A 15,410-nucleotide genomic window follows, 5' to 3' on the forward strand; every position below is an offset into this window, starting at 1 on the left:
ACCCCTCGGGGTGGGGCGGGTCGGAGCTACTTCGAGAGCTTCAGGTTGTAGTAGTCCATCCACTGGTCGGAGCGGGACGCGTAGCCCGAGACCTTCTTGTTGAGGAGCACGTTCGGCTGCGTCTGGCCGATGAACACGATCGGGCTCTGGTCGATGTAGATCTGCTCGGCGGCGTTCCAGGCCTTGCCCGCCTCGGCCGAGTAGGCGTCCTCGTACGTGTAGCCCTTGGCCACGGCGTCGTAGAACGGCTGGTACTCCCAGTCGGCGAAGTTGTTGCCGGAGCCCTTGGCCGTGTACACGGTGAGCTCGTAGCCGGGGACCATCGTGATCGCGTAGTCGCGGAGGATGAACGCCTGCGACGAGTGGTCGGACCGCTGCAGGTTGAACTGCGACTGGTTGACCTTGTTGATCGTGATGTCGAAGCCGGCGGCGCTGGCCGCGGATTGAATCTGGACCGCGGCGTTCACCATGTCGGAGTCGGAGGCCGACACCGTGAGGGCGAACTTCACCGGGGTGGTGACGCCGGCCTCCTTGAGGAGCTCCTTGGCCTTGGCGACGTCGTACGTGTAGTCGGGCAGGCCCGTGCCGTCGTAGCCCGGGGCCTTCCGGTCGAGGAAGCCGGAGCCGTTGCGCACGGCGAGTCCGTGGAACACGTTCTTGATGATCTTGTCGTAGGGCACCGCGTAGGCCATCGCCTGGCGGACCTTGACGTTGTTGAACGGCGCCTTGTTGGTGACGAGCGGGAACTCGATGTACTGGTTGGAGTCCTTGACCTCGGGGACGATGACGTTCGAGTTGCTCTTCGCCTGGGCGCTGGCCGCGGGGTCGACGTTCTCGGCGATGTCGGCGGTGCCCGACTCGACGGCCGTCACGCGGGCTCCTGAGTCGGGAACCACTCGCACGATGATCTTCTTGACCGCCGCCTGGCCGAGCACGAAGTCCTTGCGGGCGACGAGGGTGGCGCCCGACGACGCGTTCCAGGTCGTGACCTCGTAGGGGCCGAAGCCGAAGTTCGGGTGCGTCGCCGACCACTTCACGGCGTACGGGTCGGCCTTCGTCGCGTGCTGCTTCAGCCACGTCGAGTCGTAGATCTCGCCGATGAGGTCGGAGAGGAGCGCCTTGAGCTGCGCGCCGTAGCCGGCCCGGGCGATCGTGAACGACACGGTGTGGGTGTCGATCACCTTGATCTGCTTGGCGGGGTCGTAGAGCACCGGCGAGCCGGCGCCGTAGGCGATGGCGGTCGGGGTGTTGTACTTGCGCTGGAACGACCAGAGGACGTCTTCGGCGGTGAGCTTGTTGCCGTGGGCCGAGACCGCGTTCGTGAGGTGGAAGGTGTAGGTGAGGCCGTCGCTGGAGACGTCGACCGACTTCGCCAGGTACGGGTCGAACTTCGACGCGTTCTGCGTCTCGACGCCGTTCTCGCTCGTCTTCTCGTACGGCTTCTTGAGCAGCGTCGCCTGAGTATTGATCGACTGCTCGAGGCCGGAGAACGCGTAGTCGACCGCCCACCCCATGTTGTTGTCGGGCTCGACGATGGTGAGGGTGTCGGAGGAGGCGGAGCTCGACGAGCCTCCCTGAGACGAGCAGGCGGCGAGGACCACGAAGAGTCCTGCTGTCGCGAGGGCGATTCCGGCCTTGACGACGCGGCGCTGGCGCAGCGGCGTCCGGCCGACCGGGGGTGCGATGGGCATGGCTGTACTCCTGGGAGGTGGGTGGTGCGGTGGGAAGGGAGGGAAGGGGAGCTGTGGGCCGGCTCAGCCGTGCCGGATGATCCGGCGGTTGAGCGCGACCATGAAGACGGTGGTGAGCAGCATGGCGACCGAGGGGAAGAGCACCGGCCACCACTTGCCGACGAGCACGCCCTGCTCTTCGGTCGAGATCATCGAGCCCCACTCGGGAGTGGGCGGGGCGAGGCCGACGCCGAGGAATCCGAGGCCCGCGACGATGCCGATGGCCGACGCGAACACGAGCGTCGCGTTCTCGAGGGCGGGCCAGGCGGCGTTCGGCAGGATGTAGCGGAAGGTCCGCGAGAAGCCCGACTCGCCCGACACGGCCGCGTTCTCGAGGAACACCTCGCCCGAGACGCGCAGCACCTCGCTGCGGACCAGGCGAGCCTGGTTGGGGCTGAGCGCGACAACCATGGCCAGGATCAGGCTGACCTCGTTGGCGCCGAAGAACGCGACGAGCACGAGGCCGATGATGATCGCGGGCAGAGCCTGGAGGAGATCCAGGATCCGCACGATCAGCCCGCCGACGACGCGCACGCCCGCCACGTTCGAGCGTTCGGCGACGGCCGCGACGACTCCGACGATCATGCCGACCAGGGTGCAGGCGACCGCGGCGCCGAGGCCGATGACGACGTCGTAGCGGAAGCCGGCGACGGTCCGCGAGAAGACGTCCATGCCGGTGGAGTCGGTGCCGAACCAGTGGGTGGCGCCGGGCAGCACGTAGGTGTCGGCGATGACCTTCGTCGACGGGAACCGGCTCAGGTGGTTGCCGAACGCGCAGAGGAACAGGATCACGACCACGCCGAGCCCGTACAGGAACGTGCTGATGCGAGGCATGCGGCGGGGCGCCGACGGGACCATCAGGTCGTCCGCGGGCAGGGTCTTCTCGACGATCTCGGTGGCTGACGACATCAGGCACGCACCTTTCGAGGGGAGTCGGCGGAGCGGAGGAGGGAGGGGCGGAACTCAGGACGCGGCACGGAACACCCGCCTCCTGGGGTCCAGGACCCCGGTGATGATGTCGACGAGGAGGAACACGATCAGCGAGATCAGCGCGATGGCGAGCAGGATGCCCTGCAGTGCCAGGTAGTCCGACCGCTTCACCGCGTTGACCGCGTAGTTCGCCGACCCCTGCAGGGCGAACAGCTGCTCGACGACGACGGCGCCGCCGAGGAGGTAGCCGAAGAGCGTGCCGAACATGGCCACCGCCGGGGGAGCGGCGCGGCGCCACACCGAGGCGAGCACCGTGGAGTTCTTCCAGCCGGTCGAGACGAGGAACTTCGTCGAGTTCGCGCCCGCCGCCGCCTCGATGGAGGGGATCAGCACCTTGACGAGCATCGGCCCGTAGGCGAGGACCAGCACGAGGCAGGGCAGCCACAGGTGCGCGATCTCGGAGGTGAACACGGCCGAGTCGCCGGCGATGAGCGCGTCGATCAGCGGGAACCCGGTGACCGTGGGCGGAGCGCTGAGCGTGACGTCGAAGAGACCGATCGGCGCCGGCGCGATGTGCAGCAGCAGGTACAGCACCAGGATCCCGAAGATGCCGATCACGAAGTCCGGCACCGCCCCGGCGGCCCGTGCGATCCAGACGCAGATGCGCGAGACGGCGCTGTCGGGCCGGAGCATCACGCTCGTGCCGACGAGGAAGCCGAGCAGCACGATCCCGAAGGAGGCGAGCAGCGCGGTCTCCACGGTGCCGGGGATGACCCGGATCAGGTCGGCGAGCACCTCGGATCCCGAGGCGAAGCTGGTGCCCAGGTGCAGGGTCACCAGGTTGCCGAGGTAGGTGAGCAGCTGGTGCCCGATCGACCCGTTCAGCCCGAGGGCCTTCTGCGTCGAGAGGTACTGCGCGTGCGTCTGGTTCTGGCCGCCGGCCGCGTTGATCACCGGGTCGCCGGGGATCAGACGGACGAGGAAGAACACCGCGATGGCGAAGAAGAACAGGTAGATCGGCAGCATCACGACGCGCCGGGCCCACCAGAGGTGGTTGTTGGCAAGGATCTTCATAGCTCTCCTCATGCGTCGTAGGTGTAGGCGTCGACGAGCTGACGCGTGTAGTCGTGCTCGGGCTCTTCGAGCACGCGGCGGGTGGGCCCGTGCTCGACGACAACGCCGTTCTTCATCACGACGACGTCGTGGGTCATGAACGCCGTCGTCGGCAGTCCGTGCGAGACGAACATGAGCGCGCAGTCGGCGGTGTCGCAGTACTCCTTGAGCAGGTTGAGCACCGTGCCCTGCACGGAGACGTCGAGAGCGGAGACGGCCTCGTCGGCCAGCAGCACCTTCGGCTCGGGTATGACCGCGCGCACGATCGCGAAGCGCTGCCGCTGGCCGCCCGAGAGGGCCGCGGGCTTGCGGTCGAGGAGCGCCGCATCGAGGCCCATCTGCACCGTGAGCGACTCCATGCGGTCCTTCGCGTCCTTCGCGGTGAGGCCGCAGAGGGTCGTGTTGACGCGCATCATCGACTTCCGGATCGTCCATCGCGGGTTGAACGCGCCGCCGGTGTCCTGGCCGATCCACTGGATCGCGCGACGGTAGGCCAGCCACTCGGCCTGCGAGAACGAGTGGATGTCGCGCCCTTGGTAGAGCACGCGGCCCGACGTCGGGCGATCGAGGCCGAGAGCCATGCGCACGAGCGTCGACTTGCCGGATCCGGACTCGCCGATGATCCCGATGCGCTGGGACTCCTGCAGCGTCAGCGACACGTCGTCGAGGGCGGTGTGCGACTCGAGGCCCGTGCGGAACACGCGGGTGACGTTCTCGAACGCCAGGATCCCGCTCGGCTCGCGGGTGGCCGTCCCCTCGGGGGCGAGCGTCGTCTGGCTCATGCCGTGAACTCCTGGTTCGCGTCGATGGTGCGGAGGCGCTCGACGTCCCAGTTGGAGAGGGTGGGGATCGAGTCGAGGAGCCCGCGGCCGTACGAGGAGCCGGGGGCCTGTGCCGCGAGCTCCTGCGGTGTCATCGACTCCACGACGCGGCCGTTCCTCATCACGACGAGGTGGTCGACGTAGCGGGCGCAGAGCGCGATGTCGTGCGAGACGATGAGAAGCGCAGCACCCGTGGTGGCGGTGAGCTCGGAGAGGACCTCCATGGTCTCGCGGGCCAGCGAGGCGTCGAGGGCGCTCGTCGGCTCGTCGGCGATCACGAGCTGCGGCTCGGCGGCGAGGGCCAGGGCGATCATGACGCGCTGCCTCATGCCGCCGGAGAGCCTCGCGGCGCTCGACTTCCAGATCCTGTCGACGTCGTGGAGGCCGACGGACCGCAGGATGCCCTCGGACCTCTCGATCGCCTCCTTCGCGCTCGTCTTCCGCACCCCGTTCAGCACGGCCGTGAACTGCTTGCCGATGGTCGAGACCGGGTCGAGCGACGACATGGCGTCCTGGAAGATCGTCACCACGCCCGGCACCCGCGGGGCGATCAGGGTCTTCTGCTTCGTCGCGCCGATCGGGACGCCCTGGAACGAGCGCTCCTCGGACGAGATCGTCGCGTTGCGCGGCAGGAACCCGGAGATCGCCATGCACACCGTGGTCTTGCCCGAGCCCGACTCGCCGATGATCGCGTAGCGCTCGCCGGAGGAGATGCTGAAGGTGACGTTCTGCACGGCAGGCTTGCCGTCGTACGAGACCGACAGGTTCGTCAGCTGCAGCATCGGGCTGGTCGACGTGCGGACGGGCGCCTCGATCGTCGCGGACGACATCAGAACGCCAGCAGGTTCTCGCGGAGGGTCTCGCCCTCGTACGACGAGCGGATGAGGCCGCGCTTGCGGAGGGCCGGGCACAGGCCGTCGGCGTACTCCGAGATCGTGCGGCGGGTCATCTCCGGGTAGAAGAGGAAGCCGTCGCCTCCCACGTAGTCCATGATCTCTCCCATCTTCTCGGCGACGGTGTCGGGGGAGCCGATGAGGCCCAGGTCGCCGATCTGGCGGATGCCGGTGGCCACCTCCCGCAGCGTCTTGTCCTCGTTGCCGGTCACGTACTGGCGCATCGACGACTGCTCGCCGTTGCCGACGATGTCGGGCATCTTCGCGTCGAGGTCGAACTTCGAGAAGTCGACCTCTCCGCCCGAGATGTACGACATGTTCCAGAGCACCTCGGCGATCGCCTCGGGCGTCGACGCGCGCTCGACACGGGCCCGCTCGCGCTCCTGGGCGTGCTCGTCGGTCTCGCCGAGCATCGGCGTGACCAGGAACATCACCTTGAGGTCGTCGGGGTTGCGGCCGTGGGCCGCGGCGCGAGCGCGCATGTCGTCACGGAACGCCTTCATCTGCTCGGGGTTGTGGCCCATCGCGAGCATGGTGTCGGCGTTGCGGGCGGCGATCTCGCGACCGGGCACCGAGTTGCCGGCCTGCGCGATCACCGGGCGACGCTGCGGGCCGGGGATCGTGTTGAGCGGGCCGCGGACCGAGAAGTGCTCGCCCACGTGGTCGATGGTGTGGACCTTGGTGTGGTCGGCGTAGACCACGTTCTCCTGGTCGTGGACCAGCGCGTCGTCCTCCCACGAGTTCCAGAGCTTCGAGACGACGTCCAGCCACTCCTCGGCGCGGGCGTAGCGCTCGTCGTGCGGCGGCAGCTTGTCGTAGCCGAAGTTCTGGCCGACGCGGTGCGTCACGCTCGTCACGATGTTCATGCCGAACCGGCCCTCGGTGAGGTGGTCGATGGTGACGCCCTGGCGGGCGGCGAGGTACGGCGGGTACTGGGTCGTCGAGATCGTCGAGATGACGCCGATGTGCTTCGAGCCCTGCACCATGAGCGGCACGAGCGGCATCGGGTCGTTCTTCGGGGCCATCTGGCCCTTCGACAGGGCGTGCTCGGCGGTGCCCTGGTAGGTGTCCTCGATCATGGCGGTGTCCTCGATGAAGACGAAGTCGAACCCTCCGCGCTCGAGGGACGAGGTGAGGTCGCGGTAGAGGTCGGGCTTCGTCCAGTCGGTCATGCTCGTGCCGGCGTACGTGCCGTGCCACGGCTGGATTCCGAATCCGTTGCCCAAGAACCATCCGAGGTGAAACATGCGGCGAGACCTTCCGAAAGACCGTTGAGGGGTGATGTCGAACGAGTCTGTCGGGGGCTCTGACGCCCACGTTTTCGATCCCTTTACTTTTCTATTGCGCGCCCAGGGGGCGTGGATTCCCGGGCCTCGGAGGGTTCTAACGCCGCGGAAGCGGTGTCTTGCGCGCGATTCAGACGGCGGTCGTCGCGGTCCGGATCGGCGATGTCGACGGCGCCGGCGTGTGCACGTGAGTGATCGGGAACGACACGATGTCGGCCCGGTAGTGAGAGAACGTGTACTCCTGCACGTCGCCGTCGACGTCGTACAGCTTCTGCTCGCGCATGAGCACGGTCGAGCCGGGTGCGATGCGCAGGATCCGAGCCGTCGCCTCATCCGACGCCACCGCGTCGACGATGGTCTCCACGAGCCCGAGCGCCTTGCCGAAGGCCCGCTCGAAGCCGACCGCGAGGCTCGGGCAGGTCGCCCACGAGACGGGCTGCTTGTGCTCCGGCCGGTAGTAGGCCGTGCGGAGGCCGACCGGCTCGGAGCCGTCGAGGGTGGTGTGCTCGAAGACGTGCTCGATCATCCCGACCATGTCGGTCGAGACGCCCAGCGCCATGCGGATCGACGGCATCGAGCGCACGAGGCGGTCGTCAAGGGTGCGCACCATGAACCCGGGAGGGGCGTCCTTCGGCAGGATGTCGTCGAGGGGGATCTGGTAGCAGGGGTGGCTGACCCGGGTGCCGAGGCGCCTCTGCCGGATCACCAGTCCCTCGTCGGCGAGTTGCACGAGGGCCTGCCGGATGTTGGCCCGCGAGAGGCCGAACATCTTGATGAGCTCGTCCTCGACCAGCTGGTCGTCGGAGACGAGCATGCCCGAGCGGATGAGAGAGCGGACCATCTCGTAGGCCCGTCTCGTGTGGTTCGCCGGCTGGTGGCGCGGGCTGGGGAACGTGGTGGGTGCTGCGGATGCTGTCGACACGCGGGGCTCCAGTGAGTTGGCGGTGCACGGATTCAGTTCTCTCGGTTACCGGTGTAATCGACGAGTGTTTCCTCCGCGGGCCATGTCGCGTTACGGCGCGATTAAGCGACCCGTGCGCAAACCGTCTTGCTTTATCGATTGAGCTGGGCTAATTTAATCGATCAAGCACGTGTTTAAACGTGTAAGCATCGGGTCGGCCCCTGATCCGCCGACCCGGTGCCCACACCCTCGAGGAGGCGGGCCATGGTCAAGAGCGTCACGCTCAAAGACGTCGCGAAGCGAGTCGGCGTCACCGCGGCCGCCGCGTCCATGGCGCTCTCCGGCAGCGACCGCATCAGCGACACGACCCGCGAGGCCGTGAAAGAGGCGGCGCGCGAGCTGGGCTACGTCCCGAGCTCGGCCGGCCGGGCCCTGCGCAACCAGCGCGCCGGAGCCGTCGCCCTCATCGTGCCGAACTCGTCGCAACACGTGTTCGGCCACATGTACTTCATGCACGTGCTCACCGGTGTCTCCGAGTCGGCGAACGCGCACGACACTCAGGTGCTCGTCTCGACCAACGCCGACGAGGCGCAGGGTGTCGCCGCGTACGAGCGCGTCATGCGCTCCCGCTCGGCCGACGGGGCCATCGTCACCAGCGCCGCGATCGACGACGACAACATCCAGCGCCTCGTCGCCTCCGGCCTTCCCGTCGTCCTCATCGGCAACTTCCCGTACCTCGACGACGCGGTGAGCGTGGGCATCGACGACGTCACCGCGACCCGTCGCATCACCGAGCACCTTGTCGAGGTCCACGGGCGCCGCAACCTCCTCCATGTGACCGGCACCCTCGACCACCAGACCGGCGTCGACCGCCGGCAGGGCTTCCTCGACGCCGTCCAGGCCGCAGGAGCCAGGGGCGACATCATCGAGGGCGACCTCAGCGAGCAGTCGGGCGCGCTCGCCGTCGAGCTGGCGCTGTCGTCGGCCGAGGCCGGTACCCCGGGTGTCTTCCCGTACGACGGCGTCGTGTTCGCCAACGACGACATGGCCCTCGGCGGCATGAGGATCCTGCGCTCGAAGGGGGTCGCCGTGCCGACCGATGTGAGCGTCGTCGGATTCGACGACTTCGGTCTCGCCCGCGTCACGACCCCCGGCATCACGACCATGCGGATCCCGGCCGAGGAGATGGCCCGCATCGCCACCGAGCGCCTCTTCGGCCTGATCGACGGCACCGCCGACCTGGCCGCGCCATCGCACCTCGAGCTTCCCGTCGAATTCATCGCCCGCGCATCGTGCGGGTGCGCCGACGGCTGAAGGCGGTTCCGCGACCGCACTCGCATCACCCGAATTCCCCCGCATCACATCACCGCAGAAAACGTGAAGGAGCGTTTCGCAATGAAGAAATCCCGCACGGCCGCCCTGGCCGTCGTCGGTGCGATGTCCGTCGCACTGGCTCTCTCCGGTTGCTCGTCGTCGTCAGGGTCGACGTCGTCGGGCCCCGTCACCCTTCAGCTCTGGACCGGCTTCACCGGCGGCGACCGCCCCGGCTACGCCCAGATCGTGAAGGACTTCAACGCCTCGCACAAGGATGTCCAGGTGAAGCTCACCGTCGAGTCGTGGGACACCATCACCCAGAAGCTGCCCTCGGCGTGGCTGACCGGCTCGGGCCCCGACATCGCCGCCCCGTCGAGCGACCCCAATGCGATCGCCGACTACGTGAAGACGAACTCGCTGCTGCCCATCACGAACACAGGGTCGGGCGACTCGAAGATCAACACCTCCGACCTCATCAAGTCGACGATCGACGAGTATACGTACAACGGCAAGCTCTACGCGGTGCCGGCGAACTACACGACGCTGAGCCTCTACTACAACAAGAAGCTCTTCGCGGCCGCCGGCATCACGAACCCGCCGACGACCGTGGCCGAGATGGCGACCGACGCGCAGAAGCTGACGAAGGGCGGCGTCTACGGCATCTCGCTCGCCGACAACGCGACGATCCAGATGTGGCCCGTGCTGCAGTGGCTCGAGGGCGGCGACATCGTCAACTCGAACAACTGCTCGGTAGTGCAGACCGCGGCCGGCCAGAAGAGCCTCGAGACGTGGGCCAACCTCGTCGCGAAGGACAAGGTGAGCCCGGTCGGCCAGACTGGCGCCCAGGCCGACTCGCTCTTCTCGGCGGGCAAGGCCGCGATGGAGATCAACGGCCCCTGGGCCGCGCCCGGCTACAAGTCGGCCGGCATCGACCTCGGCATCGCGACGATCCCCACCGGCGTCGACGGCAAGTCGGTCACGCTCGGTTCGACGGCTCCGCTCGCGATCAGCGCGAAGACGAAGTACCCGAAGCAGGCGCAGGAGTTCCTCGCGTACTACACGTCGAAGGCGGTCCAGAAGAAGTTCTCGCTGACGACCGGGTTCCCGTCGGTGCGCACCGACCTCAACGACGACCCGCAGATCAAGGCCGACCCCACGATCTCGACCTTCTCCTCGCAGGAGGCGGACGCCCGGCTGTACCTGCCCAAGGTGCCGAACGCGACCAAGGTCGACACCGACGGCGAGACCACCCTCATCGGTCAGATCACCCGCGGCACGTCGATCGCCACGGCCACCAAGGCGGCGCAGTCGACCATCAACGGTCTGACGGGCTGCTCGCAGTGACCAGTGAGATCACCGGCACGGCCCCGTCGCGCGTCACGCGCGGCGGGGCGGTGCCCCCCGCTTCCGCCGAGAGCCCCGCCCGTCGTCGGCGCAGGCGCCCCCGCATCGCGCCGTGGCTGTTCATGGCCCCGTCGGCGATCATCCTCGGCGTCTTCGTGCTCTTCCCGATCGTCCGCTCGCTGTACTACAGCTTCTTCGACTGGACCGTCGGCGCGTCCACCCAGCCGTTCGTGGGCTTCGGCAACTACATCAAGCTCTTCCACGACTCGCAGTTCTGGAACGCGCTCCGGGTCACGCTCGAGTACACCGTGGTGTCCGTGGTCCTGCTGCTGGTCCTCGGCTTCATCACCGCTCTGCTGCTGCAGGGCGAGTCTCTCGCCAACCGGATCGTCCGCTCGGTCTTCTTCTTCCCGACGATCGTCTCCCTCGTCACCATCGGCATGGTCTGGAAGTTCCTTCTCGACCCGTCGATCGGTCTCGTCGACGGTCTCGCCGCGACCCTCGGGCTGCCGAGCGTCGCCTGGCTCACCTCCGTGCACCTGGCCCTGCCGACCGTCATCTTCGTCGGCGTGTGGAAGAGCACCGGGTTCGCCATGATCCTCTTCATCGCCGGGCTCAAGGGCGTCCCGCAGGAACGCTACGAGGCGTCGAACCTCGACGGCGCCGGCCGCTGGCAGACCATCTGGTCGATCACGCTGCCGTCGATCCGCCCCACGCTCCTGTTCACCAGTCTGATCCTGACGATCCAGTCGTTCCAGGTCTTCGACCTCGTCTACGTCATGACCGGCGGCGGGCCCCTCTACGCCACCGACTCGCTGGTGAACCTGCTCTACCGCGACGGCTTCGTGAACTTCCAGACCGGGTACGCGTCCGCGATCTCGTGGGTGCTGTTCGCGATCATCATGATCATCTCGCTCCTCCAACTCAGATTGTTCCGGTACAACGATGTCGACTGACGTGACCCGCGCCCCCGCCGCGGTGCAGCCGAAGGCGCCCGCAGGGCGCCGCACCCCCAGCGGCGGCGACAGCGCCCGCTCCACCGCCAAGTGGATCTACCTCGGCATCGGCCTCGTGCTGGCCCTCGTGCCGTTCATCTGGATGGTCTCCGGCTCGTTCCGCTCCGAGGCCGACCTGTTCAAGAACCCGGCGAGTCTCTTCCCGACGAGCATCACGCTCCACGGCTACATCGGCGTCTGGCAGCAGCTGCCGTTCCTCCGGCTCCTGGTCAACTCGTTCGTCTTCGCCGGCGTGACGACCGCGCTCACGATCCTGTTCGACTCGATGTGCGCCTACGCCCTCGCGCGCCTGCGGTTCAAGGGCCGCAACATCGCCTTCATCCTGGTGCTCGCGTCGCTGATGGTGCCGTTCCAGGTGACGCTGATCCCCGTCTTCATCGAGCTGTTCCACTTCGGCTGGCTGAACACGTACCAGGGCCTCATCATCCCGCGCGCGACGAGCGCCTTCGGCATCTTCCTCTTCAGGCAGTTCTTCATCGACATTCCGCCGGAGCTCGACGAGGCCGCCCGCCTCGATGGCGCCTCGCACTGGCGCATCTACTGGCAGGTGATCCTGCCGCTCGCGAAGCCGGCGATCGCCACAGTTGCGGTGCTCAACGGCATGAACCTCTGGAACGACCTGCTCTGGCCGCTCGTCGTGTCGACGTCGAACACCATGCAGACGCTGCCGGCCGGGCTCACCCTCTTCGGCGGGAACCACGTGACCGACCACGCGATCCTGCTGGCCGGCGCCGTGATCTCGCTCGTGCCGATCGCCGTCGCGTTCTTCTTCGCCCAGAAGTACTTCGTCGCCGGCGTCGCGCAGACGGGCCTCAAGTGAGCGCCACACCCGTCGGGGGCGGGAGGCGTTCGGACATCGCCGGGAGCGAGGCGTTCCGTGCGGGCGCACTCACCTGGATCCTGGGCATCGAGGACACCTGCGTGTACCCGCCGTCGCGGTTCGACATGAGCCCGCTCGACGAGCACGCGCTCACCGGCCACGACGAGCACTGGCGCGACGACCTCGACCTGGCGCGCTCGCTGGGGGCGACGGCGCTGCGCTACGGCGTCGACTGGCCCCTCGTGCACACGGCGCCGGGGGAGTTCGACTGGTCGCGGCTCGACGAGCGTCTCGCCTACGCGCACGAGATCGGGCTCACCGTGATCGCCGACCTGGTCCACTACGGCACGCCGACCTGGCTGGACGGGTCGTTCGCCGACCCCGGCTACGCCGACGCGATCGCCTCGTTCGCCGGGGCCTTCGCGGCCCGCTACCGCGGCGTCGTCGACCACCTGACGCCGTGCAACGAGCCGATCACCACGGCGTCCTTCGCGGGGCTCCGAGGCGTCTGGCCGCCGGCGCTCACCGGCTGGGCAGGCTGGGTCTCGGTCGTGCTCGGCATCGCCGACGGCGTCGTCGCCACCGTCGACGCCGTGCGGCGCGCGAACCCCGAGGTCGTCGTCGTGCAGGTCGAGGCGTCGTCGATCTTCCGGGCCGGCCACGCCGACCTCGACGACCACGCCCGCCTCCTCACCGAGCTCGGCACCCTCCCGACCGACCTCGTGCTCGGCCTCGTCGACGCGACGCACCCGTCGTGGGCGTGGCTGCTGTCGCAGGGAGCCGACCCGAGTCGGCTCGCAGCGCTCCAGGCCAGGGCGCAGGAGCTCGCCGCACTCGCCCCCGTCATCGACGTCCTCGGCGTCAACTACTACCCCGACCTCTCGCCCCGCACCCTCGTGCAGGACGGACCCCGCGTCGCCCAGATCGCCACCAACGACTGGGCTGACGGCCTCCGCGAGAGCCTCACGGCGTTCGGCGCAAAGTACGGGCTGCCGATGATCGTCACCGAGACGAGCATCGAGGGCGACGACGACCTGCGTGCGGCGTGGGTGCGCGACTCGGCCCGCGAGGTCGCGGAACTGGCCGCCGAAGGGCTCGACATCCGCGGCTACACCTGGTGGCCGCTGTTCGACTTCGTCGACTGGTCGTACGCGTCGGGCGGGCGCAACGTCGAGGAGTTCGAGATCCCCGCGTCGGTCGTCGCCGCGCGGCAGGCCGTCGGCCCCGACGGCACGGTTCCGAAGGAGCCGTACCTTCGCCGCATGGGCATCGTCCGCCTGGAGGAGGGCCCGGACGGCGACCTCCGGCGGGTGCCGACGGCCGCGGCGGCCGAGTTCGCGCGTGCCGCCGGTGCCTCGGCGCCGATGGCCCCGCGGAGTAGCGTGGCGGGATGAGCACTCGGGCCACGACCGTCGTCGAGACCTCGTCGGGATCGGTGAAGGGCGTGGCTCGCGACGCCGGGGTGACGGCGTTCCTCGGCGTGCCGTACGCAGCGCCGCCGGTCGGCACTCTGCGGTTCGAGCCACCGGCCCCGCCCGCCCCGTGGAGCGACGTGCGCGACTGCACCGAGCACGGGGCGACGGCGCCGCAGCCCGCGGGCGAGGGGGAGGTCGCCGAGCTCCTGCCCAATCGGATCTCGCCGGGCGACGACCACCTGCTCGTGAACGTGTGGACGCCCGACGTCGACGGCAGCGCGCCGGTCATGGTCTTCGTGCACGGCGGATCGTTCGTGACGGGCTCAGGATCGGTGCCCCTCTACGACGGGGGCTCGTTCGCCCGCGACGGCGTCGTGCTCGTCACGATCAACTACCGTCTCGGCGCCGAGGGCTTCCTGTGGACCGGTACCGGCACGCCCAACCTCGGCCTGCTCGACCAGGTCGCCGCGCTCGAGTGGGTGCGCGACGAGATCGCGGCGTTCGGCGGCGACCCGGTGCGCGTCACCGTCTTCGGCGAATCGGCCGGCGCCATGAGCGTCGGAGCCCTCATGGCCATGCCTCGGGCCGCGGGACTGTTCTCGCGGGCGATCCTCGAGTCGGGCGCCGGCGTCAGCGCGATCGCCCCGGCATCGGCGCAGCGCGTCGCCGGGCGGTTGGCCTCGATTCTGGGAGTCGATGCGACCCTCGAGGGCTTCCGGACGGTGCCGCCCGCCGCCCTCGTGGCCGCGTCGTCTCAGCTGGCCGCCGAGGTGGCGCGCCGCCCCACCCGGAAGTACGGGCGCGACGTCGGCCGCAACCTCATGATCTTCGAGCCCGTGGTCGACGGCGACGTGCTGCCCGGCCTGCCGGAAGACGTCATCGCCGCAGGAGCCTCGCGCGACGTCTCGCTCATGGTCGGCACGAACGCCGACGAGGCGCGGCTGTTCTTCGTGCCGACCGGCGCCGACCGCCGGCTCTCCGGGCTCGCCGGCCGCCTGTTCGCCTGGACCTTCGGCGCCCGCGGCCCCGGCGTCGTCCGTCGGTACGCGCGGAATCGGCCCGGCGTCGCTCCGGGGCTGGTCGCGGCGGCGATCCTGACCGACGGGTACTACCGGGTGCCTGCTCTTCGTCTCGCGCTGGCGCACGGTCTCGCTCACGTGTACGAGTTCGCCTGGCAGGCCCCCGCCTACGACGGTCGGCTCGGCGCGTGCCACGCCCTCGAGCTGCCGTTCGTGTTCGACACGCTGGCCGAGCCGGGTGCCGCCGAGCTCGTGGGCGACGATGCACCGCAGGAGCTGGCGACTGCCGTCCACGACGCGTGGGTGGCCTTCGCGACCACCGGCGACCCGGGGTGGCCGCGGTACACGGCGTCGGAGCGCGCGAGCAGGCGGTTCGCGGGGCCCGGTGACGGTGCCGCCGGAGCCGACGGCGTCACGGTGGACGACCGGGCCGACGAGCGTCGTCTATGGCGCCGACCGCGCGGCCTGCCCGGAGAGTCGGCCGCGCGCCGGGGAGTCCGCGCATGAGGTTCGAGTTCTCCGGTGAGGTCTACCGCTGGGCGGCCCGCAAGGAGCTCTGGACCTTCGTCGCCCTTCCCGACGACGCCAGCGACCAGATCGTGGCGATCGTCGAGGACATGACGAACGGCTGGGGCTCGGTGCGCGTCGACGCGTCGGTCGGAGCGACCCGCTTCCGCACCTCGATCTTCCCCGACAGGGAGAAGGCGTCGTACGTGCTGCCGATCAAGAAGGCCGTGCGCGAGGCCGAGGGCGTCGGCGTGGGCGACACCGTGCGGGCGTCGGTGACGCTCGTCGACTTCTAGCCGGC

14 protein-coding genes are annotated in these 15,410 nt (G+C 68.9%); 7 read left to right on the forward strand and 7 right to left on the reverse strand.

The genetic code is table 11. The annotated features are described in order from the left end of the window. Window positions 1-26 precede the first annotated feature (26 nt). From C8E83_RS02600 to C8E83_RS02630, 7 genes are all read right to left on the reverse strand, one after another. On the reverse strand, window positions 27-1,691 hold the full coding sequence (locus C8E83_RS02600; protein ID WP_121368299.1) for an ABC transporter substrate-binding protein: 1,665 nt from the start codon (window positions 1,689-1,691) through the stop codon (window positions 27-29). 63 nt (window positions 1,692-1,754) lie between these two features. Further along, the gene (locus tag C8E83_RS02605; protein WP_121368300.1) at window positions 1,755-2,639 is read right to left on the reverse strand and encodes an ABC transporter permease; all 885 of its coding nucleotides are present in this window, start codon (window positions 2,637-2,639) and stop codon (window positions 1,755-1,757) included. Window positions 2,640-2,693: 54 nt separating this feature from the next. Continuing rightward, window positions 2,694-3,734 carry an ABC transporter permease gene (locus C8E83_RS02610; RefSeq protein ID WP_170159823.1) on the reverse strand — a complete coding sequence of 347 codons (1,041 nt, stop codon included), beginning with the start codon at window positions 3,732-3,734 and terminating at the stop codon, window positions 2,694-2,696. A gap of 8 nt (window positions 3,735-3,742) precedes the next feature. Continuing rightward, window positions 3,743-4,555: an ABC transporter ATP-binding protein gene (locus C8E83_RS02615; protein WP_121368302.1), complete on the reverse strand. Its 813-nt coding sequence runs from the start codon at window positions 4,553-4,555 to the stop codon at window positions 3,743-3,745. Beyond that, window positions 4,552-5,424: an ATP-binding cassette domain-containing protein gene (locus tag C8E83_RS02620; protein ID WP_121368303.1), complete on the reverse strand. Its 873-nt coding sequence runs from the start codon at window positions 5,422-5,424 to the stop codon at window positions 4,552-4,554. The genes C8E83_RS02615 and C8E83_RS02620 overlap by 4 nt, the downstream gene beginning before the upstream one ends. After that, the gene (locus tag C8E83_RS02625) at window positions 5,424-6,734 is read right to left on the reverse strand and encodes an NtaA/DmoA family FMN-dependent monooxygenase (RefSeq protein ID WP_121368304.1); all 1,311 of its coding nucleotides are present in this window, start codon (window positions 6,732-6,734) and stop codon (window positions 5,424-5,426) included. Before C8E83_RS02625 ends, C8E83_RS02620 begins: the two co-directional genes overlap by 1 nt. Before the next feature lie 169 nt (window positions 6,735-6,903). Next, window positions 6,904-7,695 carry a GntR family transcriptional regulator gene (locus C8E83_RS02630; RefSeq protein WP_211331649.1) on the reverse strand — a complete coding sequence of 264 codons (792 nt, stop codon included), beginning with the start codon at window positions 7,693-7,695 and terminating at the stop codon, window positions 6,904-6,906. Window positions 7,696-7,938: 243 nt separating this feature from the next. Here C8E83_RS02630 and C8E83_RS02635 point away from each other — a divergent pair, with 243 nt between their 5' ends. The 7 genes from C8E83_RS02635 (at window position 7,939) to C8E83_RS02665 (ending at window position 15,405) form a co-directional block, all read left to right on the forward strand. After that, window positions 7,939-8,988, forward strand: coding sequence for a LacI family DNA-binding transcriptional regulator (locus C8E83_RS02635; protein ID WP_121368306.1), 1,050 nt, complete (start codon window positions 7,939-7,941; stop codon window positions 8,986-8,988). Between the two features lie 81 nt (window positions 8,989-9,069). After that, on the forward strand, window positions 9,070-10,332 hold the full coding sequence (locus C8E83_RS02640; protein ID WP_121368307.1) for a sugar ABC transporter substrate-binding protein: 1,263 nt from the start codon (window positions 9,070-9,072) through the stop codon (window positions 10,330-10,332). Continuing rightward, window positions 10,329-11,288, forward strand: a complete 960-nt coding sequence (locus C8E83_RS02645) for a carbohydrate ABC transporter permease (RefSeq protein WP_211331650.1) — start codon at window positions 10,329-10,331, stop codon at window positions 11,286-11,288. Before C8E83_RS02640 ends, C8E83_RS02645 begins: the two co-directional genes overlap by 4 nt. After that, a complete protein-coding gene (locus tag C8E83_RS02650; RefSeq protein ID WP_121368308.1) occupies window positions 11,278-12,168 on the forward strand; it encodes a carbohydrate ABC transporter permease in 891 nt (296 codons plus the stop codon). Before C8E83_RS02645 ends, C8E83_RS02650 begins: the two co-directional genes overlap by 11 nt. Continuing rightward, entirely contained in the window at window positions 12,165-13,562 is a 1,398-nt protein-coding gene (locus tag C8E83_RS02655) for a family 1 glycosylhydrolase (protein WP_121368309.1), read from the forward strand. The genes C8E83_RS02650 and C8E83_RS02655 overlap by 4 nt, the downstream gene beginning before the upstream one ends. Then, window positions 13,559-15,109: a carboxylesterase/lipase family protein gene (locus C8E83_RS02660; RefSeq protein ID WP_121368310.1), complete on the forward strand. Its 1,551-nt coding sequence runs from the start codon at window positions 13,559-13,561 to the stop codon at window positions 15,107-15,109. Before C8E83_RS02655 ends, C8E83_RS02660 begins: the two co-directional genes overlap by 4 nt. Continuing rightward, window positions 15,106-15,405, forward strand: a complete 300-nt coding sequence (locus C8E83_RS02665) for a DUF1905 domain-containing protein (RefSeq protein WP_121368311.1) — start codon at window positions 15,106-15,108, stop codon at window positions 15,403-15,405. The genes C8E83_RS02660 and C8E83_RS02665 overlap by 4 nt, the downstream gene beginning before the upstream one ends. The last annotated feature ends 5 nt before the right edge of the window (window positions 15,406-15,410 follow it).

The sequence above is a fragment of the Frondihabitans australicus genome, from assembly GCF_003634555.1.
In the GTDB taxonomy this organism is placed as follows: Bacteria; Actinomycetota; Actinomycetes; order Actinomycetales; family Microbacteriaceae; genus Frondihabitans; species Frondihabitans australicus.

What these genes read in the sequence shown, in the direction of transcription:
- C8E83_RS02600 (WP_121368299.1), bottom strand. Translation starts at nt 1,691, where the DNA reads ATGCCCATCGCACCCCCGGTCGGCCGGACGCCGCTGCGCCAGCGCCGC.
- C8E83_RS02605 (WP_121368300.1), bottom strand. Translation starts at nt 2,639, where the DNA reads ATGTCGTCAGCCACCGAGATCGTCGAGAAGACCCTGCCCGCGGACGAC.
- C8E83_RS02610 (WP_170159823.1), bottom strand. Translation starts at nt 3,734, where the DNA reads ATGAAGATCCTTGCCAACAACCACCTCTGGTGGGCCCGGCGCGTCGTG.
- C8E83_RS02615 (WP_121368302.1), bottom strand. Translation starts at nt 4,555, where the DNA reads ATGAGCCAGACGACGCTCGCCCCCGAGGGGACGGCCACCCGCGAGCCG.
- C8E83_RS02620 (WP_121368303.1), bottom strand. Translation starts at nt 5,424, where the DNA reads ATGTCGTCCGCGACGATCGAGGCGCCCGTCCGCACGTCGACCAGCCCG.
- C8E83_RS02625 (WP_121368304.1), bottom strand. Translation starts at nt 6,734, where the DNA reads ATGTTTCACCTCGGATGGTTCTTGGGCAACGGATTCGGAATCCAGCCG.
- C8E83_RS02635 (WP_121368306.1), top strand. Translation starts at nt 7,939, where the DNA reads ATGGTCAAGAGCGTCACGCTCAAAGACGTCGCGAAGCGAGTCGGCGTC.
- C8E83_RS02640 (WP_121368307.1), top strand. Translation starts at nt 9,070, where the DNA reads ATGAAGAAATCCCGCACGGCCGCCCTGGCCGTCGTCGGTGCGATGTCC.
- C8E83_RS02650 (WP_121368308.1), top strand. Translation starts at nt 11,278, where the DNA reads ATGTCGACTGACGTGACCCGCGCCCCCGCCGCGGTGCAGCCGAAGGCG.
- C8E83_RS02660 (WP_121368310.1), top strand. Translation starts at nt 13,559, where the DNA reads ATGAGCACTCGGGCCACGACCGTCGTCGAGACCTCGTCGGGATCGGTG.
- C8E83_RS02665 (WP_121368311.1), top strand. Translation starts at nt 15,106, where the DNA reads ATGAGGTTCGAGTTCTCCGGTGAGGTCTACCGCTGGGCGGCCCGCAAG.